Raw genomic sequence first — 21107 nt, 5'->3', positions numbered from 1 at the left:
GCCGCACCCGCACCCGCACGGAAACAGCCACCGCCTGACCGCCTGGCGCGACCGGGCGGGCGTGGCGCAGCTCTCTTCTGCAACTTGTTGCATAAAGCGGTGCGGGTCGTCTACAACAGACTCGACGTTCGCCGCGCACGGAGGGCCCCATGAGCCGTTACCCGCACCTTCTCGCCCCGCTCGATCTGGGCTTCACCACCCTGCCCAACCGGGTCCTGATGGGCTCGATGCACGTGGGTCTGGAGGAGGCGGAGAACGGCTTCGCGCGCATGGCCGAGTTCTACGCGACCCGCGCCCGCGGCGGCGTCGGCCTCATGGTCACGGGCGGCATCGCCCCGAACGAGGCGGGCCGCCCCTGGGCCGGCGGCGCCAAGCTCACCACCGAGGAAGAGGCCGCCGAGCACCGCCAGGTCACCGACGCGGTGCACGCCGCGGGCGGCAGGATCGCGATGCAGATCCTGCACTTCGGCCGCTACGCCTACCACGAGGACCTCGTCGCGCCGAGCCCGATCCAGGCCCCCATCAGCCCGTTCGTCCCGAACGAGCTGAGCGACGCCGACGTCGAGCAGACCATCGAGGACTTCGCGCGCGCCGCCGAACTCGCCAAGTCGGCCGGCTACGACGGCGTCGAGATCATGGGCTCCGAGGGCTACCTCATCAACGAGTTCATCGTCGCCGCGACCAACCACCGCACCGACCGCTGGGGCGGCTCCTACGAGAACCGTGTCCGCTTCCCCGTCGAGATCGTCAAGCGGGTCCGCGAGCGCGTCGGCGCCGACTTCATCCTCATCTACCGGCTCTCCATGCTGGACCTGGTCCCCGGCGGCTCCACCCTCGACGAGGTGGTCCACCTCGCCAAGGAGATCGAGGCGGCCGGCGCCACCATCATCAACACCGGCATCGGCTGGCACGAGGCCCGCATCCCGACCATCGCGACGTCCGTGCCGCGCGGCGCCTACACCTGGGTCACCAAGAAGCTGATGGGTCAGGTGTCCGTCCCGCTCGTCACCACGAACCGCATCAACACCCCGGAGATCGCCGAGGAGTTGCTGGCCGACGGCGTCGCCGACATGGTCTCGCTGGCCCGGCCGATGCTCGCCGACCCGGACTTCGTGAACAAGGCCGCCGCCGACCGCTCCGACACCATCAACACCTGCATCGGCTGCAACCAGGCCTGCCTCGACCACACCTTCAGCGCCAAGATCACGTCCTGCCTGGTCAACCCGCGCGCCTGCCACGAGACCGAACTCGTCCTGTCTCCCACGCAGTTGAAGAAGCGCGTCGCCGTCGTCGGTGCGGGCCCGGCCGGACTCGCCTGCGCCGTCTCCGCCGCCGAGCGCGGCCACGACGTCACCCTCTTCGACGCCGCGTCCGAGATCGGCGGCCAGCTCAACGTCGCCCGCAAGGTCCCCGGCAAGGAGGAGTTCGACGAGACGCTGCGCTACTTCCGCACCCAGCTCGAACTGCGCGGTGTGGACGTCAAGTTGAACACCAGGGTGGCTGCCGACGACCTCGACGGCTACGACGACGTGGTCGTCGCCACCGGCGTCAGCCCGCGCACCCCGGTCATCGAGGGCGTCGACCACCCGAGCGTCGTCGGCTACCTCGACGTCCTCAAGCACGGCGCCCCGGTCGGTGACCGCGTGGCCGTCATCGGCGCGGGCGGCATCGGCTTCGACGTCGCCGAGTACCTCACCGACGGCGGCGAGAAGGCCAGCCAGGACCCGGCCACGTACTTCCGCCAGTGGGGCGTCGACATGGACTACGCCGACCGCGGCGGCCTCGCCGAGCCGGAGCGGCCCGCCCCGCCGCGCCAGGTCCACCTCATCCAGCGCAAGACCTCCAAGGTCGGCGCGGGCCTCGGCAAGACGACCGGCTGGATCCACCGCACCGAGCTGCGCCACCGCGGCGTCACGATGATCGCGGGCGCCAGCTACGACCTGATCGACGACGCGGGCCTGCACATCACCGTCGATGGCGAGACGTCCCTGATCCCCGTCGACACGGTGGTGCTCTGCGCCGGTCAGGAGCCCTTCCGCTCCCTGTACGACGACCTGATCGCCGCAGGACGCACGCCGCACCTCATCGGCGGCGCCGACGTCGCCGCCGAACTGGACGCCAAGCGCGCCATCAAGCAGGGCACCGAGGTCGCGGCCGCCCTCTAGAGACCGGGCGATCACGTGGCCGGGCCCGCCGGCCGCGTGATCACCCTTACCCTGAGCCCCATGTCACTGCCGCACGCGATCCTCACGGCCCTCCTGGAGAAGCCGTCGTCGGGCCTCGAACTGACCCGCAGGTTCGACCGGTCCATCGGCTACTTCTGGTCGGCGACGCACCAGCAGATCTACCGGGAACTGGGAAAGCTGGAGCGCGAGGGACTCATCCGGGCCCTGCCGGCGCAGGCCCCCGCGCGCGGCCAGAAGAAGCAGTACGAGGTCCTGCCCGAGGGCCGCGCCGAACTCGCCCGCTGGACGGCCGCCCCGCAGGACCCCAAGCCGCTGCGCGACCCCCTGCTGCTGCGGCTGCGCTCCGCCGCGGTGGTCGGTGTCGAGGGCGTCGACGCCGATCTGCGGCGCCATCTCGATCTGCACCGCAGCCAGTTGGCGACCTACCTGGAGATCGAGAAGCGGGACTTCCCGCCGGACAAGGACTCCGAGCCGGACCGGCTCCAGCACGCGGTGCTGCGGGCCGGCATCGACCTGGAGACGTTCTGGGTGCGATGGCTGGAGCGGACGCTGGCCGAGCTGGCGCGGGACCCCGGGTGACGGGCCCCGCCCGCCGACCGGCGGCCCGTCACAGCGTCCGGGGCGCCGGATCCCAGTCCACCGGCAGCGGCTCGGGCTGCACCGCGAGCGCCGGCGGGCGGACGAACGCCCCGCGGCTCGCCGAGTCCGTCACCGCCGTCATGATCTGAAGGACATGCAGTGCCAGCGCGCCCGAGGCCCGCGGCGCACCCCCCGACCGGATCGCGCGGGCCAGATCGACGACCCCGAGTCCGCGCCCGTCCGTCCGCCCCCGCACCGGCAGTTCGGCCCAGTCGTCGGCGCCGTTGCGCCGCACCCGCAGCGGCCCCGCGAACGTGTTCGGGTCGGGCACCGCCAGCGTGCCCTCGGTGCCGGTCACCTCGAAGTGCAGGTGCGGGCGCGCCGAGTCCCAGCTGAGTACGGACGTCGCCGCGGGCCCCGAGGTGAAGTCGAGCAGCGCCGACACATGGGTGGGCACCTCGACCGGGATCGGCCGTCCGGCGCCGTCCACCCGCTCGGCACGTGCCTGCCGCGCCGACGCGGCGACCTGCCCGACACTCCCGAAGAGCGCCACGAGCGACGTCAGATGGTACGGGCCGAGATCGAACAGGGGCCCCGCGCCCGGCTGATAGAAGAACGCGGGGGACGGGTGCCACCGCTCGGGCCCCAGACTCCGTACCGCCGTCGACGCCGCCACCGGTACGCCGATGTGCCCCGCCGCGACCGCCCGCAGCGCCGACTGCAGGCCCGCCCCCATGAACGTGTCCGGCGCACACCCCACGAGCAGACCCCGTTGGGCCGCCTCCGCGAGCAGCTTCTCGGCCTCGTCGGGGCGGAGCGCGAGCGGCTTCTCGCCGTACAGGTGCTTGCCCGCGCGCAGCGCCGCGAGCCCCACCTCGACATGCGCCGAGGGCACGGTCAGATTGACGACGAGTTCGACCTCCGGCGCCGCGAGCACCGTCGCCGTGTCCCCGGCGAGCGGCACGTCGTGCGCGCGGGCCGCCGCCTCGGCCCGGGCGACATCGATGTCGGCGACCGCGACGACCCGTACATCCGCGAAGCCGGACAGCGTCCGCAGATACTGCGCGCTGATCACACCGGCTCCGACGAGGGCGACCCCCACCGGACCCGAACCCGCACCCGAACCCGAACCCGAACCCATACCCACGCTGCCCCCAAGGCTGTCGCGACACACACGGCCGGCTCCGGGGACCGTAAGCCGCGACGCGTCGCGACGACAAGAGGGCCGCCGCCCGGCCCGGGCGGCGGCCCTCGTGCCACGCTCCCGTGTCAGGCGCCCCGGCGCCGCAGATACCAGACGCCACCGACGACGGCAGCGGCCACCAGAGCCCCGCCCGCGGCGAACGTCAGCGTGCCGTAGTCCTCGGACGCGCCGCCGAGCCCGCCCCTGACGCCGCCCAGCGGACTCGACGTCGCCGAGATCGTGGGGCTCGCCGTGACGGTCACCGACTGGGTGCCCGCCGTCGAACCGTCCGTGCACACGAGCACGACCGTGTACGTCCCCGAGGAGACGCCGGTCCAGGTGGCGCTGCCCGAGGTGAGAGCCATCTGCCTGCCCTGCGCGAAGTCGGCCTGGCCCGCGGCCAGGAGTGCGCCGTTGCCGCCGTTCGGGCAGGCGCTGGTGGTGGCGGTCACCGAGGAGTCGCCGGTGGTGACCGTGATGCCGTTGGCGTGCGCCGCCGGGGCGGCCAGCGTCAGCGGCAGCACGGCCGCCGCGGCGACGGTGAGTCCCGAGCGAGCGATGGTCGAGGTGATGCGCATGCTGTCTGCCCTCCGGCGGCACGGGAGGCGGTACGTTCCGTGCCCCGCCCGAGTCGGCAAAGCCCGTGCTGCCTGACGCACAGCCAAAGTCCGTACGGCCACGCGCGCATGCGGACGGCCGCCGGGCAGGTGACACGTTCCGTCGTCCGGCCCATCCCGCGGCTACTGACGCGTGGTCACCGTCCGCTCCGGCGAGAACGCGCCCCACGTCCCGTCCGGCAGCTGCGCCCTGATCCGCACCCGGTGCCGGGCGCCCGTCTCGGTGCCGATGTAGAAGCTGTACTTCGCCGTGTCCTTCGGCGCGCTCTCGCCCCAGACGACCGTGGTCGCCTGTTTGCCGTCCAAGTGGACCTGGTAGGCCGGAACCTCCCCGCCCGTGTTCGGCGCCGTCCACGTCAGATCGATGTAGTACGCCCCGTCGGAGCGCCGCGCCGTGGCGCGGAAGTCGGCCGGTGCGGTGTCGGACCCCTGGTCCGTGCCCTGAGCGGTGGTCAGCTTCACGGTCGCGCTCGGCGGCGAGGTGTTGTCGGCGGCGTCGCGGGCCCGCACGGAGAAGGCGTACGCCGTGCCCGGCCGCATCCCGGTGAGCACCGCCCGGGTCCGGCTCCCCGGCACGCTGTGGATCTTCGTCGTGCCCTGGTAGATGTCGTACGAGAGCACGCCCCTGTCGTCGGTGGACCCGTGCCACGACAGCGACACCGAGCGGGCCCCCGCCGCCGAGCCCCGCACCCCGGCCGGTCTGCTGGGCGGGCTGTGGTCCGCGGCGACGGCGGCGGGAGTCGTCACGGTGACGCGCCGGCTCGCGGGGCCCGGATCGCCGTCCGCGCCGCGGGCCCGCACGGTGAACACGTACCGCGTGCCCGGGCGCAGGCCGACGACGTCGACCATCTGCTGGGTGGCGGGCAGCCGTCGCACCCGCACCGAGCCGCGGTAGATCTCGTAGCCGTCGAGCTTCGCGGTGCTCGTGGGCCGGTTCCACATCACGTGCACCGTGGTGGCGCTGCCGGCCTGGGCGGTGACCCCGAGCGGCGGCGAGAGGGACGGACCGTCCGCGCCGTCGTCGGAGGCCGACAGGCCGCAGCCGGTGACGGCCGTCAACAGGGCAGTGGCGCAGGCCAGTCGGGGGAGGAGCGGGCGGTGGGGGACGCGTCGCACGGGATGCCTTCCGCTCGGTCGGACCGGATTGGTACAGACCTGTATGGCATGGGTGACGGGTCCCCATCAAGAGGGGCGTGAGCGGGGAGTGTTCCCGTCCGGCCCCCGTTCAGTGGACGGCGCGCCGCGCTCGCCCCAGATTGGACGGGTATGCCCCACGGCCGTCCCCGGCCGGACCTGTCCCCGACCCGAAGGCATCTGCGTGCACCCTCGCCTGCTGCTCCTCACCGCCGCCTGCGGCGTCGCCCTCCTGGCCCCCGCGGCGCTGCCCGCGGCGTCCGCCGAGCCCGGTCCTGCCGCACCTCAGGGGCCGGGCGTGGCGCGGTCCGTACGGGAGGGCGGGGTCCGGGCCGCCGACCTGCTCGCCGCCGTCCGCGGCTGCCGGCAGATCTCGGCGGGGCGCTTTCGCGCCGACGACGGGGCTCGCGCGGACATCCCCGTGTGCGGGCGGGGCGGCGCGGTGTACTGGAAGGCCGACCTCGACATCGACTGCGACGGCCGCCCGGGGCGCCGCTGCAACCGCCGCACCGACCCGCTGTTCCTCGACGCCACGGCCTACCAGCAGTCCGACGGACGGCAGTTGAGCGCCGAGCGGCTGCCGTACGTGGTGGTGCCGGGCGCGAGCCGACGGTGGAACCCGGCCCGCTCCGGCGTCCGCGGCGGCACCGTCGCGGCTCTCGTGCATCGCGGCAGGGTCCTGTACGCGGTCGTCGGTGACACGGGCCCGAGCGACATCATCGGCGAGGCGTCCCACGCGGCCGCCCGCGCCCTCGGCATCGACCCCGACCCGGTGCGCGGCGGCACCGCCGACGAGGTCACGTACATCCTCTTCCCCGGGGTGACGGCCCGCCCCATCGAGAGCCACGCGGCGGCGGTCACGGCGGGGCAGGCGGCGGCGAAGAAGTTCCTCGCCGCCGACTGACGCACCGGGGTGGGCGGTGCGCCCACCCCGGTCCCCTCACTCCTTGCGGTACGTGTACGCCTCCGCGGCGGAGGCCACCACCGCCTCCAGGTCCGCCCCCGCCGAAGCGGAGACGACGGCCGCGACCGCGCCCTCCACGAACGGGGCGTCCACGAGCCGTGTCCCGTCCGGGAGTTCGTCGCCTTCGGCAAGCAGCGACTTCACGGTGAGCACCGCGCTGCCGAGGTCCACGAGCACGGCGACGCCCGCCCCGCGGTCGACGGACGCGGCGGCCGCCGAGATCAGCTCGGAGCTGGTCCCGAGACCGCCGTCCTCGGTGCCGCCCGCCGCGGCGACGGGGGCCAGGTCGCCGCCCCCGGCGAGTCCGGCCGCGAGCCGCGCCACCGACTCGGCGACCTCCTTGCTGTGCGAGACGAGCACGATGCCGACCGGCTTGTCCGCGTCGCTCATCGCGCGCTCCTCTCGGCCGTCTCGGCCAGCGCGCCGATCAGCAGCGCCGACGACGTGGCCCCGGGGTCCTGGTGCCCGATGCTGCGCGGCCCCAGATAACTGGCGCGCCCCTTGCGGGCCTGCAGCGGTGTCGTCGCCTCCGCCCCGTGCTCGGCCGCGGCCCTGGCCGCCGCGAAGTCCCCGTCCTCGAACGCGTCCACGGCCGGCACCAGCGCGTCGATCATGGTCTTGTCGCCCGGCGCGGCCCCGCCGAGCGCGGCGACGGCGTCCACCCCGGCGCGCAACGCGGCCGCCAGCTCCGCCTCGCTGACGCCGGCCGCGTCGCCGAGCGCCTTGCCCGTGCGGCGCAGCAGCGTCCCGTACAACGGACCCGAGGCGCCGCCCACCTTCGAGATCAACTGCCGTCCCGCGAGGGCGAGTACGGCCCCCGGCGTGTCCGGAGCGTCCTTCTCCAGGGCCTGCGCCACCGCGGTGAACCCGCGCTGCAGATTGGCCCCGTGGTCGGCGTCACCGATCGCCGAGTCGAGTTCGGTGAGGCGGGCGGCCTCGTGGTCCACGGCCTCGGCGGTCGCGAACATCCAGCGCCGGAAGAAATCGGCGTCGAGCACTTGATCTCCTTGCCTGGTAGGTACGTTGACGGGCCGGGCGCGACCGGATCCTCAGCAGCCCCAGCGCAGACCCGCCGTGCTGACCGGCGCGTCCCACAGCCGCAGCAGCTCCTCGTCCGCCTCGCAGAGCGTGACGGAGGCGCCCGCCATGTCGAGCGAGGTGACGTAGTTGCCGACGAGCGTCCGCGCCACCGGCACGCCCCGCTCGCCGAGCACCCGCTGCACCTCCGCGTTGAACCCGTACAGTTCGAGCAGCGGCGTGGCCCCCATCCCGTTGACGAGCGCCAGCACGGGGCTGCTCGGGTTGAGGTCCTCGAGTACGGCGTTCACGGCGAAGTCCGCGATCTCGCCCGACGTCATCATGGGCCGCCGCTCACGCCCCGGCTCGCCGTGGATACCGATGCCCAACTCCAGCTCGCCCGCGGGGAGTTCAAAGGTCGGTGCACCCTTCGCCGGCGTACTGCACGCGCTGAGCGCGACACCGAAACTCCGCGACCGCTCATTGACCTGCCGCGCGATCGACTCGACCCGCTCCAGCGGCTGCCCCTCCTCGGCGGCGGCCCCTGCGATCTTCTCCACGAACAGGGTGGCTCCGGTGCCGCGCCGGCCGGCGGTGTAGAGACTGTCGGTCACCGCCACATCGTCGTTCACCAGAACCTTCGCGACCTGAATGCCCTCGTCCTCGGCGAGTTCGGCCGCCATGTCGAAGTTCAGCACGTCACCGGTGTAGTTCTTCACGATGAACAGCACGCCGGCGCCGCTGTCCACGGCGGCCGCGGCCCGCACCATCTGATCGGGCACCGGCGACGTGAACACCTCACCGGGGCAGGCCGCCGACAGCATCCCGGGCCCGACGAACCCCCCGTGCAACGGCTCGTGCCCCGACCCGCCGCCCGACACCAACGCCACCTTCCCGGCGACCGGCGCGTCCCGGCGCAGGATCACCCGGTTCTCGACGTCGACGGTCAACTCGGGGTGAGCGGCCGCCATCCCGCGCAGGGCGTCGGCGACGACGGTCTCGGCCACGTTGATCAACATTCTCACTGGTACCTCCGGGTGACGATAGCGGGCAGTGTCTTGACCTGCGTAGTGCCTGGTCGGATCGGGTGTGGGCGATGGTTGATCTTGGCGGCGGCTTCTGGCGGTTGTCGGCGGTGGCGGGAGGGGCTGTGGCTGAACCTCTTCCTGTCTTTCCTGACGGGGTGTCATTTGATCTCGGTATCGGTCGTTGTCGGTTCATCGCCAGTATCGACGGAGGAGTCGCGTCGGGCACCCTTTGCGACCTGAACGGATCGGTGTACGTCGACAAGTGGGCGAGGAGGCGCAGGTGATCGTGTCGAGTAGCGGCGCGGGGTGATCTGGCTGGGACTTGAGCAGTGGACGCTCTGGTTCCGACGTCGGGCGTCACTGGCGAGAGTGGCCAGAGTGGCGAGATGGCCCACGATCGCATCGGCGATCCGCGCCGACGACCTCGCCGGCCTCCTTATGGAGTCGCGCAAGCTGGCCTGCTCGGCGTCCGTGAGCGCTGCGGACGGGCGAGGTGAGAGCGCGAAGACTTTGCTTCCGTCGTTGTCCTGGCCAACGACGACGCGAGGCTCACCGGCTCCTACAAGTTCCTCGAAGTTGGCGCCGACCGTCGCCTGCCTTGAACACGGCCGACCGGTCGAGCGTCCCCCACCGCGGCGGCATACGGTCTGATGCACATGACCGACCATCACCCTCACGGCACCGGCATCCACACCCCCGACGAACTCGTCCGGCTGGGCAGTGCGTGCCTTGTGCCGTCAGCGTGGGACACCAACTGGGACGTTCTCCGGGGGCGCAGCCGTGGTGGCTGCCGCCCTGATCGCTCTGCCACGGCCGCCGTCCGTCGCCGTGGGGCGGCTGCTCCGGCCACGTGCATCGACGGGCGGACAGACTCCCGCGGCCGCCCAGCCGTGGATGACAAGGAGGTGCGCTGGGAGGACGAGACCAGTTCGAGGGCCACGGCTGAGCGTTACGGGGTGTGGGCAGTGCGCTGAGATGCCCTAGATCGGGCGAGCGGAAGGTATTCGCGTCGTTGTCCCTGTTGATGGTGCTGGGCCTTGAGCTACTGGGCGGGCTCTTGGCCTCCGCGTTCTGGAAACATCGATGCCATCCCCCGCTGCACCGGTGCCTGGTTGAGACGCGTCGCCGGTGGGGTGGCCCGGCCCTCCCCGGTCGCTCCGGGGGTGGGCAAGAAGCCGTCGTGTCCAGCACGGGCTCCGATCCGCCGTGACGAAGCGTGGCGTGAAGACGGGCTGAGGTGTGGTCGGGCCGCTCAGTATGAGCTCCCTGCGGCAGGTCGATGATCCACCCTTCGGCCAGGTCGAGAGCGGGTTCTTCGGCGCGTGTGGTCCGGACGGGTGAAGTCGCGCCAGTTGGCCAATCCACTCGGGGTGAGGCTCCGGATGACGCTTGAAGAGCAGCCAGTTCTTCGTTCCCGTCCACCGGGCGGGGGCTGTGCGAATGAAGAGGAATGCGTCATGTCTCGTGTGCTGAAGAGTGCGGCGATCGCGCTGTCCGTCGGTAGTGCGGTGCTGGTCGCGGCGGGTGCGGCGGCGGCGGATGCTGGTGCTCAGGGTGCCGCGATCGGCTCGCCGGGAGTTCTGTCCGGCAACGTGGTGCAGGTTCCCGTGCACGTCCCGGTCAACGCCTGCGGCAACACCGTCAACGCCATCGGTCTGCTCAACCCGGCGTTCGGCAACGCCTGTGCCAACGGCTCCGGCGGCTGGGGCCACGCCTGGGACGAGAGCCACATGGGCCAGCACGGCTCGATGAACCACGACGGAGACATGGGCTACGGCGAGGACGGGGGCATGTGGAAGTAGCCCTGCCGCATTGCGGCGACGGCAGGCCGGGGCTGACCTGCCGGTGAGTCACGCAGCCTCGGTGCCGGAGATTCTGTCGGCACCGGGGCTGCGGGCTGTCGCTCGCCGCCCCGCGCTCCGGCGGCAGCCAGGGGAAGGGAAAGCGGGCGGCGACTGCTCCTCCGAATCGCCGCCCGCTCGTGTTGTCGGACCCTCTGAAGGCCTGCGCAGGCCCCTCGGCCGTCAGCTCTTCGGCATGAGCACCGTGTCGATGATGTAGACGTTGGCGTTGGCGGTCTTCACGTTGCCGCAGACCACCTTGGCCGAGTCGTTGACCTTGTAGGACTCACCGGAGCCCGACGTGGTGAGCTTGGACTTCTCCAAGGTGTCGAAGGAGCCGTTCTGCAGGTCCTTCGGCGCGAGCTTCTGGCCCACGACGTGGTACGTGAGGATCTTGGTGAGCTGGGCCTTGTCGTTGAGGACCTTGTCCAGGTCGGCCTTCGGGATCTTGGCGAAGGCGTCGTTGGTCGGGGCGAAGACGGTGATGTTCTGGGCGTTGTTGAGCGTGTCGACCAGACCGGCCTTCTTCACCGCGGTGACCAGTGTCGACAGGGCAGGGTTGTTCGACGCGGCGGTGGCGACCGGGTCCTTGGCCATCCCGTCGAACGAGCCGGCGCCGTCCTTGGGCACCGAGGAGCAGGCGGGGCCGAAGGGCGCGTCGGCCTGGGGCATCTCGCCGGAGGGACTGGGCATGTCCGAGCCCTTCTTCGCGGGCGTCGACGCGGTGTCGGACACCTTGTCCTTGGAGTCGCTGCCGGAGCACGCGGTCAGCGCGAGAGGCAGCATGGCGGCGGCAGCTACGGCGACGGCTACACGGCGGACTCGACTCTGCATGGCAATCCCTCAAAGATCGGTTGTGTGAAGGCCGTTCGCCTCCATCGCGGGGAATCCGGAGCCGCCACGGGCAGCGGATTGGTGGATTCCCGATCGGGTGATGGGTGTACGACGGTGGGGTTCGGGACAGGGCGGGTCACCGGTTCGCATGGCGCGAGCGCCAGTAGGGATTGTTGTGAGGCAAACCGCCGCTGACCCGTCCGTACATGCCGCCCGTCATCAGCAGTAGACCGACTCCGAAGCTGAAGTGGACGTTCTGCATGCGGAAGTTGAGGATGTTGAACCGGCTGTCCAAGGCGAACAGGTTCGCGAAACCGGCCAGCAGGAAGGCGATGCCCAGAGCCATGTCGACGGTCGAGGCGGCGTTGCCGCCCCGGACCGCGGCGGCCAGGAGGATGCCGCCCACCACGATCGAGAGCACGCTCAGTGCGCCGTTCGTGTTGAGACCGAGTGTGGCGCCGCCTCTGGTGTTGAGAGCCTGTGTCTGAAGAACCCGATGCGGTCGGTCAGGCCGAGGATGCCGAAGGCCACGAGGAACACACCCACGAGGCCGGCACACCAGCGGTACGTCCAGCGACGCCGACGCGACCTTGGCGTCCGGTGCGGAGAGCACGGCTGCGATGGCGTCGGGCTGCCGCTGTACGGCTGGGATCTGCTGTCGTGCGTCGTCGGCCTCCTGATACGCCCACACTGCCGCCCCGCCGAGCGCCGCCATGCCGGCCACATCGTATGCGCCGCATCCTGAGCTGCTCTCGTTGCGCTAACCCTCCACTGTGACTACGACCGAGTGCCAACCGGACGCGCCGTCAGGGATGGTCGGAGTGCGCTTCTCGGTCTGGGGCTCGCCGGTGCTGTCGGTGGCCCGCACCGTCAGCGTGTGGTTGCCCTTTGTGGCATCCCAGGCATAGGACCACTGTCGCCATGTGTCGCGGGTGTCCTGCGCCGCCAGCCTGGCCTCGTGCCACGCGCCGTCGTCGACACGCAGCTCGACCTTCTCGATGCCCCGGTGCTGGGCCCAGGCGACGCCGGCGACCATGACCGTGCCCGCCTTCGGGCGCCCGAACGGCTTCGGGGTGTCGATCCGTGACTGCGTTTTGATGGGCGCGCGCTGTGCCCAGTCCCGCTTCACCCAGTACGAGTCATAGGCGTCGAACGTGGTCAGCTCGATGTCCTCGATCCACTTGCAGGCCGACACATAGCCGTACAGGCCCGGCACCACCATCCGCGCCGGGAAACCGTGTTCGAAGGGCAGGGGGCGTCCGTTCATGCCCACGGCGAGCAGGGCGTCCCGGCCGTCCATCACGTCTTCGACCGGACTGCCGATTGTCATCCCGTCCACCGACCGAGCCACCAACTGGTCAGCGGGACCACCCTTCGACGGTGCTGTGACACCACACTCCTGCAGGAGGTCGGCCAGACGTACGCCGATCCAACGTGCATTGCCGACGTAGGGGCCTCCCACTTCGTTGGAGACGCAGGTGAGGGTGATGTCCCGCTCGATGAGCGGCATCTTCAGCACATCGTCGAAAGAGATCGTGCGTTCCCGTGCGACTCCCTTGCCGTGGATGCGCAGCCGCCAGGACGTCGCGTCCACCTTGGGCACGACGAGGGCGGTGTCGACACGGTAGAAGTCGTCGCTGGGCGTCATGAACGGGCTGATCCCCGCAATGCGCAAGGCCGCCCCCTTGGGCACGGGCGCAGCAGGTGACGACGGCGCCGGGAGCACGACACTCTTGCGTGAGGCGACAGCGTTCTGGCCCTCAGAGCCGTTGAGCGCGCGTCCGATCAGCCCGGCACCGGTGGAGGTCGCGGCCGCAGCCGTCGCCGCCAGAACGAAGCCTCGTCGGTCCCATCCCGCCGAGGCCGCGCGCGGTGACACGGGTGACGACACGGACGGATCGTGCGCGCCGTCGGTGCCGGTCCTTGCCGTGCGGCCGGGTCCGGCACCCGGACTGTCCGTGCTCATCGTCCTGTGCCGCGGGGTGCCAAGGCGTCCGATCAGCCAGTAGAGAAGGCCGGCTCCCGCCAGGGCGCCCACCATGGAAGGCAGCGCGTCCTGCAAGCTTGTCGAATCCGGCCGGCTCACCGCGGACAGGGCCCCCACCACACCGAACGCCAGCACACCGAGCGAACCGATCAGCCTCCACCGGGTCGCCACGATGCCCAACACCAGGGCCAGCAGGGTCAGTACGGCAAGGATTCCGAGCTGGAGCACCAGCTTGTCGTTCGTCCCGAACTGTCTGATCGCCCAGTCCTTCACGCCAGAAGGCGTACGGTCGATGGCCGCCCCGCCGACTGCGACGATCGGTCCCGACTCGGGGCGCACCGCTGCCGAGACCAACTCGGCCACCGTGAGGGCCGCGTAGCCGGCCAGGAGACCGCTCAGTGCGCCCAGCGCCAAGCGTGGGACGCGGGCCAGAGGCATGGGAGATGTGTCGTGGTCCATAACTCGGATCCGTTCCAGGAGTGCGCCCGGATTGGTCCGTTACACCCTCGAGGTATGCAGCGCCCACGCCTACAGGTAGCAACAGGAGAGCCTTTCCATGCCGGACCGACGCCTGTGGACCGCGCAGTTGCGCCGCATGGCTCTGACGCCGGCAGGTTCCTGGAGAGTGCCCAGCCGCGGAGAAGGGCGGCGAGCTGACTGACGGTCACGCGCCGCCCGCAGATCGCGGTCGGGACAGTGAGGGATGCGCCACCCGCCGCGACGCTCAGCATGAACCGCGCGGCGGCCGGGCCGGCGAGGGCGGGCTGAGCCAAGGGCGGCTGCTGCCAGGGGAACTGTCGCCGTGAGACGTGGCGCGGGCGGGCCGCAACGGCTGCGGTCGCGCTCGCCGTGCACCTGGCGCGGCGTTCGGCCTCACTCGCCTGCTCGTCCGCTGGCCGGATATGGCAGACGGGTGAAGGATCCCGGGGCGCGTCACACAACTGATCGCGGATTGTCCTACCGTCATGACACTCGATCTTCGGACTCCGCAGCCTATGCCGTCCCGTCCTCAGCGACGCGACGGGAAGGCCCCCCTTCCGGCTCCTGAGGAGCGACGCCGCCTCAGGCGCACCTGGCAGCTCACTGAGGAACAGGTAGCTCAGGCGTTCGGCGTCACGACGGCGACGGTGCGATCCTGGGAGACGGGCCGCACCTCGCCCACCGGCGTGCGCCGGGCCGCCTACACAGCCTTCCTCGCCGGGCTGGCCCACGGCCTCGTGCCCCCGCCCCCGGACGCTGCCCGCTCAAGCGTTCGCGCGCCCAAGCGCCGGCCGGCCTCCGGCCCGTCACCCGTCGTCGCCCTTTCCCCGGTCAACAGGCACGAAGGCCAGGGACGGAACACCGGTGCTGTGACGCGAACGAGGCCCGCACCGACCACGGTCGGCCTGCCCGTGGGCCCCGCGTCCGATCCGGTCTCACCTGCTCGGCTGCGCAGATTCCGCCTCCTGACCCTCGCGGTGGGGGTGTGGATCTGCGTGGGCTACCTGCTGGCCACTATGCCCGTAGGCCATGTCTGACACAGGGCCGGGGCTCAGACGCGGCCCGTGACCGTCACCGTGACGTGGGGCGGGGGGCGCCTGGGGGCGCGGGCGGCCGCGTGATCCTCGACGCGGGTACGGACGGCACGGGCCACGTCCACTGCTCTGGCCCGCCGGTCCACGACGACATGGATCTCGACGCGCCAGGGTCCGCCGTCGGCCGGCTGATCCACCCGCACACCGGCACGCCGGTCCCGGCCGGCGCCCCCCGGCCGGGTGAGCGTGGAGCGCAGCCGGTCGGCCAGCCCAGGTCGGAGGAAGACCACGCCCGCAACCTCCTCCACCACGGCGGCGACCTCGTCGACCAGCATCATGTTCTCGGCACTCGATCGGTGAAGGGTCATGGGTGAGAACCGTTCTGTTCGTCGTCGGCCGCAACGGCCACGATGTCGATGACCTCAATGTCCACTGCTGCCACGACCATGCCCAGTGCACGGTCCGCGCCCTCCCGCACTCGCTCGCGCACATGGTCTGCAAGCTCGGGCAGGGGTACGCCGGCCGGAGCATGAATGTCCAGGCGGACGCGGACGCCGCCGTCGGCGGACAGGAGACGGCAGGATCCGGCCCGGACGCCGGGCACCCTCTCGGCCGTCGCACGGATCGAACGAGCCGCGACCGCCTCCATGATCCACACACCCTCGGTCGGGTCGCCGAGAGGCAGGGGACGCCCAGGGCGCAACTCCAGACGTACGAGATCCATGACACGCCGGGTCAGCGGCTCCGGATCATAGTCGGACTCGTCCGTCGTCTCACGGCGCAGCCCGCGCACCGCGGACTCCAGGTCGTCGAGCTCGCGTACGGCCTGTCGGCAGTGCGGGCAGCTTCGGGCATGCTCGTCGTCGCCGTCCTGTTCCCAGACGTCCCAGGCCCGGGACAAGAGCGTGCCGCACGGCAGGAGTTCGTCGTCTCCGTGGTCGGCGGCGCTGTTCGGCGGGTCGGTGTGCGTGTTCATCGCCAGGCCCCCAGAGCTTGTGTCAGACAACGGCGTGCGCGAAAGACCCGGGCGCGGACGGCGTCCTGGCTGATGCCGACCGTGTCCGCGACGAAGTCGTAAGAGTGCCCCTCCAGTTCGCGCAGGACCCAGCAGGCCCGCTGTTCGGGCGACAGCAGGTCCAAGGCATCGCGTAGCCCCCGGACGGCGTCCCGGGCCTCGGCGATACGCGCCGGGGAGGTGGTGTGTTCGGCCGCCGCGATGTCGCCCGCGGCGTCCAGCGGGGCCGCGGGTCTGCGGGCCCGCAGCATGTTCAGGCAACGGTTGGTCACGATCCGGTACATCCACGTGCCGAACGAGGACCGCCGCTGAAACTCGGGCAGTCGGCGCCAAACACTGATGAAGGCGTCCTGCACGGCGTCCTCCGCCTCGCTCGGTGTGCCGAGCAGGGTCGTGGCGAGCCGGATCATCGCGGGGGCATGGCGCTGGACGAGGACGGCGAAGGCGTCCTCGTCGCCCTCCGCCGCGCGGACCGCGAGCAGATCGTCATCCGTGCCTGCCGATCCGGCCGTGCTGTGAGCGCTACCCCTGCCGTCCGATGGTGTGCTGGGTGTACGGGCCCCCGCCACAGGGCGGCTCCTCTCGTCCGGTTCTCTGGCAGTTGGACACCGTCGAAGCCTCCTTGTGACGTGGCCTTCGGAAATGCGGCGCGAATCGGCTTGGCGACGGAGGTGCCGGCGAGTCAACTGCCCCTGATCCGTCGCGCCGGCGTCCTCGGACGGGAGACGAGGGACCATTTCACTCGATTGGGGCGGCTGCCGGGCCGCCAGGCCCGGCGCCGGATGCTCCTCCGGGGCGCAGGGGGCGCAGGGGGAGCAGGGGGCGGAGGGGGAGGAGGGGGAGCAGAAGGAAAGTTCTGGCGCGTGTGCCGCGGATGCGAGGGCGAGGCGTGAGGAATTTCTGGATCTGGAGCGTCACGACCGTCGGCGAGCGGGGTCCAAGAAGACAGACCGCCAGTACGCGCAGTCAACGAAACAGGGAGATGTGGACATCGTGACGCAGCAGATCGCAACCGCAGAACGCAAGGGCGCCCTGTCGAAGGGCAGCACGCTTCCCGAGACCACGACCGAGGTCGGCGCGGGGCGCCCGGGCGTGGACGAGCCGGCATCCACGCGGGGCAAGACCGCGATCGCGGACGTGGTCGTGGTGAAGATCGCGGGCATGGCGGCGCGGGAGATTCCCGGCGTCCACACGATGGGAGGCGGCCTGTCCCGCACGATCGGGGCCGTCCGCGAGCGCATCCCGGGCAGCCGGGCCAACGTGGGCCGCGGGGTGAAGGTCGAGGTGGGAGAGCGCCAGACCGCCATCGACCTCGACCTCGTGGTCGAGTACGGGGTGCCGATCATGGAGACCACCGCCGACGTACGAGAGAACGTCATCCTCGCGGTTGAGCGGATCACAGGCCTGGAGGTCGTCGAAGTCAACATCACGGTCAACGACGTCCACCTCCCCGAGGACGACGACGCCCCCGCCCAGGCCGACTCCAGGGTCGAGTAGTCCGCGGACGGCCAACCGTGCGCTGCACGGACGGAAACCAGCAGGTGCCCCGTCGTGGGGCACGAGAGAGGAAAACTCACGGTGAGCAGGGCGTTTCAGGGAATGCTCGCAGGACTGGCACTGGCCTTCGCGGGCTACTTCGGAGGCTTCGGGGCGTTCCTGCTCGTCGCTGCACTCGGCGCCGTCGGGTACGCAGTCGGTCACTGGCTCGACGACGGCGGCCACATCGACGACCTGCCGCAGGTGTTCGAGCGGATGCGGCGGTGACCGTCCCCGCCCGCGCGGCGCGGGGTACCACTGTCCTGTCCGACCGAGCCGTACGCAAGGTCGCCCAAGGGGCTGCCCGTGAAGCCGTCAGCGGCACGGGGCGGGAGGTGAGCGCCTCGGCCATCGTCGCGGGACGAAGAGCAACGGTCGGCGTGCGGGTGACTCTGCCCTTTCCCGCGCAGTTGTCCGCCGTCACCCGCGGCGTGCAGGGCCACGTCACCGCTCGGACACATGCCCTCACAGGCCTGCACATCCCGCCGGTCCGTGTCGTCGTGTCCCGGCTGGCACCCCACGGCATCCCGCTTCCGCAGAGCGCTGCCGACGCCGACACCGGATCGCAGGTACGTTCGCCGCGCCGCTGGTGGTCCCAGCGGCGCGGGCCGACGAGCCTGGTGCTGGCGCTGACGGCAGCCGCCACGATCGTGTGCACGGCCGATGTCCTGCGCGTACACGTCTGCGGTGAGTGGCCCGGGCAGTGGCGTTTGACCGCCCTCCGCTGGCTGGCCGGTCACGGTCCTGGCGACCCGACTGTCACGTCGGCAGCGGTCGGCGCCATGCTCGTCGGTGCCTGGCTTGTGGTGCTGGCCCTCACGCCGGGCAACCGGCGCCAGTTGATGCTCGCAGCGTCCAGGGACGGGTGGTGCGCGCAGATCGACCGCTCTGCCGTCGCCGCTCTGATCCGTGATGCCGTCGGCGAGGTCCCCGGACTGCACCACATCACGGTCCGCTGCGGTCGGCGGACCGTCAAAGTGCGCGGTGAAGTGGCTTTCGGGGACTGCGCATCGGCTCGGGACCAGGCGCGGCAGACCGTGACCGACACGGTGGCGGCCTGCGGTCTGGTGCGACCCGTGCGCCTGCGCCTCGCCCTGCGACCCGCTGACGCCTGGCAGGCGCTGGCCGGCGCCGACAAGGACATCGCACCGCGCAACGGGCCATCGACGACACAGGAGGACGCGTGACGGCACGACCGCGCATTCTCGCCAACCGGACGGCGCTGGGCGTTCTCGGGGTGTGCCTCCTGGGGGCCGGTCTGTGGCTGGTGTCCTTCGACCGGCGATGGGCGACCCATCTGCCGAGTGGCAGACACCTCCCGGCATCGGACGCCGTCTTGCTGGATCGGGCCGGGCTGTCCGACGTGCGTACGCAATCCTGGTGGACCCCGGCTGTCGTCGCCGTGGGCGTCATCGCCGCCGTCGTACTGATCCTCTGCCTCGTCTCACAGATGGTCGTCCGACGTCCCGCTCGCCTGGCCCTCGCCGCTACGGGCAGCCATCTCAACGGCGCTGCGCTGGAGGAGGCGATCCGGCAGCGCACGCAGGAGGTGGGGGGAGTGGCCCGCTGCCGGGTGCGCACTACCCTCCGCCGCCGTCACCTTCACGTAGTGCAGATGGTGTGGCTGGAGCCCGGCGTCGCGCCCGCCGGCGTGCTCGGGGCGCTCAACGCTGTTGCCCAGGAGGCCCGATTCGCGGTGGAGCCACGTATCGTCAGCGTCCACGTGCGCCTGCGCGGTACACGTCACCGCACACCTCGTGTCCGCTGAGACGGCATGAACAGCGCCGATGCGTGCGGATCGGTGACCTGGTAGCGGTCTTCGTGGAGGACCGCTGTCTCCTTGCCGCACAGGTGGGTCACAGGTTCCGCCTCGGGAAGCCAAGGGGTAGGGGCCACGACGGCCTTGACCCTGGCGTCACCTACGGCTCCGAGGGCGGCCCGCCCGCCCATGGAACGGGCCACGAGCACATCGCCGGCCAGCCGTGACAGTTCACGAAGTGCCGGGCGGGCGGGCGCCCCGGGTGGTGTGCGCCGGACCGTCCGTGCACTGCGTGCGTGTATCACCGCTCCGGGTGCCGTCGGACGGCGGCCGCTCATCCGTCCTCCTCGTCGGACCGTGCTCCAGGTGTCCCATGATCATTCGTTGCTGGTCAGTGAACGGTTTGGTCGGCTGGACCAATCCGTTGAGGCTTGGGCTCCGGAACACGGGTGACACCGGACCGCGGAGGGCCCCGTGAAAGAAGTTGTCCACATCGGCAGACACCCGTCGGCCGAGCCGGACCTGGAAGACCTGGTGGGCCGTGCCGCACTCGGCGACGAGGACGCTTTCGCCGCGGTCTACGACAGGGTGGCCGGCCCGGTTCTGGGTACCGTGCGCGCCGTGCTGCGGGACACAGCGCAGTCGGAGGAGGTGGCGCAGGAGGTGCTGGTGGAGGTCTGGCGTACGGCTCCGCGTTTCCGCTCCGAGAGGGGCACGGCGATGAACTGGATCCTCACTCTGGCCCACCGGCGCGCGATCGACCGGGTGCGCTCGGTGGCAGCCTCGGCGGCGCGGGACCACAAGGCGGCCATGCTCGCCCACACGCCCGACTTCGACCAGGTCACCGAGCAGGTGGAGGCGCGCTTGGAGCGAGAGCAGGTGCGGCGCTGCCTTCGTACCTTGACGGAGATCCAGTGGCAGGCCGTCACGCTCGCCTACTACCGTGGACTGACCTACCGGCAAGTCGCCGAAACGCCGGCTTTGCCCCTGGGCACGGTCAAGACCCGGCTGCGGGACGGGCTTATCCGGCTGCGTGACTGTCTGGGGGTGACGGTATGAGCATCGCTGATCTGCACACCCTGACCGGCGCCTACGCAGTGCATGCGCTGCCCGACGATGAGCGCATCGCGTTCGAACACCACCTCGTGGACTGCTTGACGTGCGCTCAGGAGACCGCCGAATTGACGGCTACGGCGGGCCGGTTGGGCCTGGCCGTGTCGGTCGTCCCTCCTCCCGGGATGCGGCCGCAGGTGCTGCGGCGGATCACCGTGGTGCGTCAGGAAGCGCCGCGGGAGTCGACTCTGGACCGTGTCAGCCGGACGGGTGCCGCACGACGCGGGGTGCTGTCCGGCTGGGCGCTCGCCGTATGTGTCGCGGCGGTCGCCGCGCTGGGCGGTACCGCCGCGTGGCAGCACGAGCAGGTCACACAGGCGAGGCAACAGGCCCGGCAGGCCGAGAAGCGCAGCAGCCAGATCGCGGCCGTGCTGGCGGCGCCGGATGCGCGTACCAGCACGGCGAAGCTGGCCGGCGGCGCCACGGGCACAGTCGTCGTGTCCGCGTCGCAGGACAAGGCTGTCCTCGTGGTGTCCGGGATGAACCGGCCGCCGCACGGCGAGGTGTACCAGATGTGGTTCGACGACGGCGGGACGATGCGTGCGGCCGGACTCCTGGACGCGGGCCGACGAGACCAGGCGGTGCTGCTGAGCGGAAACGTCGACGGGGCGTCGGGCATGGGCATCACCGTGGAGCCCACAGGCGGCTCGGACCATCCGACGTCCGCGCCGGTGGCGCTGATGAGCTTTCCGGCCTGACCTTGTGCGACGTCCCGGCCCCGGGGCTTCGCACAAGGTCAGCCACATGGAGGCAGCGGGAAGAAACCGCTCGTCCGCACCACGTACGCGGCGAATCCCGGG

The 21107-nt window shown here is 71.3% G+C and carries 22 protein-coding genes; 10 read left to right on the top strand and 12 right to left on the bottom strand.

Going from position 1 to position 21107, the window contains the following annotated elements:
• Positions 1-149: 149 nt before the first annotated feature.
• A complete protein-coding gene (locus J3486_RS42960) occupies positions 150-2165 on the top strand; it encodes an NADPH-dependent 2,4-dienoyl-CoA reductase (RefSeq protein WP_207830212.1) in 2016 nt (671 codons plus the stop codon).
• 60 nt (positions 2166-2225) lie between these two features.
• Positions 2226-2765 (top strand): PadR family transcriptional regulator, encoded by a 540-nt coding sequence (locus J3486_RS42955; RefSeq protein WP_207830210.1) that lies wholly within the window; start codon positions 2226-2228, stop codon positions 2763-2765.
• 28 nt (positions 2766-2793) lie between these two features.
• On the opposite strand, the gene J3486_RS42950 is transcribed toward J3486_RS42955, so the two are convergent.
• The 3 genes from J3486_RS42950 to J3486_RS42940 form a co-directional block, all read right to left on the bottom strand.
• The gene (locus tag J3486_RS42950) at positions 2794-3906 is read right to left on the bottom strand and encodes a Gfo/Idh/MocA family protein (RefSeq protein ID WP_229379548.1); all 1113 of its coding nucleotides are present in this window, start codon (positions 3904-3906) and stop codon (positions 2794-2796) included.
• A gap of 128 nt (positions 3907-4034) precedes the next feature.
• Positions 4035-4526, bottom strand: a complete 492-nt coding sequence (locus tag J3486_RS42945; protein WP_207830203.1) for a hypothetical protein — start codon at positions 4524-4526, stop codon at positions 4035-4037.
• Between the two features lie 162 nt (positions 4527-4688).
• A complete protein-coding gene (locus J3486_RS42940) occupies positions 4689-5681 on the bottom strand; it encodes a fibronectin type III domain-containing protein (RefSeq protein ID WP_207830200.1) in 993 nt (330 codons plus the stop codon).
• A gap of 202 nt (positions 5682-5883) precedes the next feature.
• Here J3486_RS42940 and J3486_RS42935 point away from each other — a divergent pair, with 202 nt between their 5' ends.
• Positions 5884-6603, top strand: coding sequence for a glycoside hydrolase family 75 protein (locus J3486_RS42935; RefSeq protein ID WP_307805186.1), 720 nt, complete (start codon positions 5884-5886; stop codon positions 6601-6603).
• A gap of 36 nt (positions 6604-6639) precedes the next feature.
• Here the strand turns inward: J3486_RS42935 and J3486_RS42930 are convergent, their stop codons facing one another.
• Genes J3486_RS42930 through dhaK form a run of 3 tightly spaced genes read right to left on the bottom strand, consistent with a single transcriptional unit; the run spans position 6640 to position 8705 of the window.
• Positions 6640-7053 (bottom strand): PTS-dependent dihydroxyacetone kinase phosphotransferase subunit DhaM, encoded by a 414-nt coding sequence (locus J3486_RS42930; RefSeq protein WP_207830193.1) that lies wholly within the window; start codon positions 7051-7053, stop codon positions 6640-6642.
• Positions 7050-7661: a dihydroxyacetone kinase subunit DhaL gene (gene dhaL, locus J3486_RS42925; RefSeq protein WP_207830190.1), complete on the bottom strand. Its 612-nt coding sequence runs from the start codon at positions 7659-7661 to the stop codon at positions 7050-7052. Before dhaL ends, J3486_RS42930 begins: the two co-directional genes overlap by 4 nt.
• A 51-nt stretch (positions 7662-7712) precedes the next feature.
• A complete protein-coding gene (dhaK, locus tag J3486_RS42920; RefSeq protein WP_207830187.1) occupies positions 7713-8705 on the bottom strand; it encodes a dihydroxyacetone kinase subunit DhaK in 993 nt (330 codons plus the stop codon).
• Between the two features lie 1460 nt (positions 8706-10165).
• Between dhaK and J3486_RS42915 the strand changes: the two genes are divergently transcribed.
• Positions 10166-10510 carry a chaplin gene (locus J3486_RS42915; protein WP_207830184.1) on the top strand — a complete coding sequence of 115 codons (345 nt, stop codon included), beginning with the start codon at positions 10166-10168 and terminating at the stop codon, positions 10508-10510.
• Positions 10511-10732: 222 nt separating this feature from the next.
• Here J3486_RS42915 and J3486_RS42910 read toward each other — a convergent pair whose 3' ends face one another.
• From J3486_RS42910 to J3486_RS42880, 6 genes are all read right to left on the bottom strand, one after another.
• Positions 10733-11383: a fasciclin domain-containing protein gene (locus J3486_RS42910; RefSeq protein ID WP_207830181.1), complete on the bottom strand. Its 651-nt coding sequence runs from the start codon at positions 11381-11383 to the stop codon at positions 10733-10735.
• 136 nt (positions 11384-11519) lie between these two features.
• Complete coding sequence (locus J3486_RS42905) at positions 11520-12098, bottom strand: DUF4383 domain-containing protein (RefSeq protein WP_374194842.1); 579 nt, start codon at positions 12096-12098, stop codon at positions 11520-11522.
• Positions 12099-12143: 45 nt separating this feature from the next.
• The gene (locus J3486_RS42900; RefSeq protein WP_229379545.1) at positions 12144-13808 is read right to left on the bottom strand and encodes a molybdopterin-dependent oxidoreductase; all 1665 of its coding nucleotides are present in this window, start codon (positions 13806-13808) and stop codon (positions 12144-12146) included.
• Between the two features lie 1093 nt (positions 13809-14901).
• Complete coding sequence (locus tag J3486_RS42890) at positions 14902-15252, bottom strand: hypothetical protein (protein ID WP_207830160.1); 351 nt, start codon at positions 15250-15252, stop codon at positions 14902-14904.
• Positions 15249-15860 (bottom strand): Asp23/Gls24 family envelope stress response protein, encoded by a 612-nt coding sequence (locus tag J3486_RS42885; protein ID WP_207830157.1) that lies wholly within the window; start codon positions 15858-15860, stop codon positions 15249-15251. The genes J3486_RS42890 and J3486_RS42885 overlap by 4 nt, the downstream gene beginning before the upstream one ends.
• Positions 15857-16468, bottom strand: a complete 612-nt coding sequence (locus J3486_RS42880) for a sigma-70 family RNA polymerase sigma factor (protein ID WP_207830152.1) — start codon at positions 16466-16468, stop codon at positions 15857-15859. The genes J3486_RS42885 and J3486_RS42880 overlap by 4 nt, the downstream gene beginning before the upstream one ends.
• A gap of 463 nt (positions 16469-16931) precedes the next feature.
• Between J3486_RS42880 and J3486_RS42875 the strand changes: the two genes are divergently transcribed.
• The 6 genes from J3486_RS42875 to J3486_RS42850 all read left to right on the top strand — a co-directional run bounded on the left by J3486_RS42875 (position 16932) and on the right by J3486_RS42850 (position 21005).
• A complete protein-coding gene (locus tag J3486_RS42875; RefSeq protein ID WP_229379553.1) occupies positions 16932-17396 on the top strand; it encodes an Asp23/Gls24 family envelope stress response protein in 465 nt (154 codons plus the stop codon).
• Positions 17397-17477: 81 nt separating this feature from the next.
• Positions 17478-17663: a hypothetical protein gene (locus J3486_RS42870; RefSeq protein ID WP_207830239.1), complete on the top strand. Its 186-nt coding sequence runs from the start codon at positions 17478-17480 to the stop codon at positions 17661-17663.
• Positions 17664-17770: 107 nt separating this feature from the next.
• Positions 17771-18622, top strand: a complete 852-nt coding sequence (locus J3486_RS45085) for a DUF6286 domain-containing protein (RefSeq protein WP_207830150.1) — start codon at positions 17771-17773, stop codon at positions 18620-18622.
• Positions 18619-19203 carry a hypothetical protein gene (locus J3486_RS42860; RefSeq protein WP_207830148.1) on the top strand — a complete coding sequence of 195 codons (585 nt, stop codon included), beginning with the start codon at positions 18619-18621 and terminating at the stop codon, positions 19201-19203. Before J3486_RS45085 ends, J3486_RS42860 begins: the two co-directional genes overlap by 4 nt.
• 465 nt (positions 19204-19668) lie before the next feature.
• The gene (locus J3486_RS42855) at positions 19669-20253 is read left to right on the top strand and encodes a sigma-70 family RNA polymerase sigma factor (RefSeq protein ID WP_207830146.1); all 585 of its coding nucleotides are present in this window, start codon (positions 19669-19671) and stop codon (positions 20251-20253) included.
• Entirely contained in the window at positions 20250-21005 is a 756-nt protein-coding gene (locus tag J3486_RS42850) for an anti-sigma factor domain-containing protein (RefSeq protein ID WP_207830143.1), read from the top strand. Before J3486_RS42855 ends, J3486_RS42850 begins: the two co-directional genes overlap by 4 nt.
• The last annotated feature ends 102 nt before the right edge of the window (positions 21006-21107 follow it).

This window comes from Streptomyces sp. VRA16 Mangrove soil, assembly GCF_017377775.1.
Classification (GTDB): domain Bacteria; phylum Actinomycetota; class Actinomycetes; order Streptomycetales; family Streptomycetaceae; genus Streptomyces.
This window is presented reverse-complemented; position numbering and strand designations above follow the sequence as displayed.

Coding starts and splice junctions, on each gene's coding strand:
- J3486_RS42960 (WP_207830212.1), top strand. CDS start 150: ATGAGCCGTTACCCGCACCTTCTCGCCCCGCTCGATCTGGGCTTCACC.
- J3486_RS42955 (WP_207830210.1), top strand. CDS start 2,226: ATGTCACTGCCGCACGCGATCCTCACGGCCCTCCTGGAGAAGCCGTCG.
- J3486_RS42950 (WP_229379548.1), bottom strand. CDS start 3,906: ATGGGTTCGGGTTCGGGTTCGGGTGCGGGTTCGGGTCCGGTGGGGGTC.
- J3486_RS42945 (WP_207830203.1), bottom strand. CDS start 4,526: ATGCGCATCACCTCGACCATCGCTCGCTCGGGACTCACCGTCGCCGCG.
- J3486_RS42930 (WP_207830193.1), bottom strand. CDS start 7,053: ATGAGCGACGCGGACAAGCCGGTCGGCATCGTGCTCGTCTCGCACAGC.
- J3486_RS42915 (WP_207830184.1), top strand. CDS start 10,166: ATGTCTCGTGTGCTGAAGAGTGCGGCGATCGCGCTGTCCGTCGGTAGT.
- J3486_RS42910 (WP_207830181.1), bottom strand. CDS start 11,383: ATGCAGAGTCGAGTCCGCCGTGTAGCCGTCGCCGTAGCTGCCGCCGCC.
- J3486_RS42905 (WP_374194842.1), bottom strand. CDS start 12,098: ATGGCGGCGCTCGGCGGGGCGGCAGTGTGGGCGTATCAGGAGGCCGAC.
- J3486_RS42900 (WP_229379545.1), bottom strand. CDS start 13,808: ATGCCTCTGGCCCGCGTCCCACGCTTGGCGCTGGGCGCACTGAGCGGT.
- J3486_RS42890 (WP_207830160.1), bottom strand. CDS start 15,252: ATGACCCTTCACCGATCGAGTGCCGAGAACATGATGCTGGTCGACGAG.
- J3486_RS42885 (WP_207830157.1), bottom strand. CDS start 15,860: ATGAACACGCACACCGACCCGCCGAACAGCGCCGCCGACCACGGAGAC.
- J3486_RS42850 (WP_207830143.1), top strand. CDS start 20,250: ATGAGCATCGCTGATCTGCACACCCTGACCGGCGCCTACGCAGTGCAT.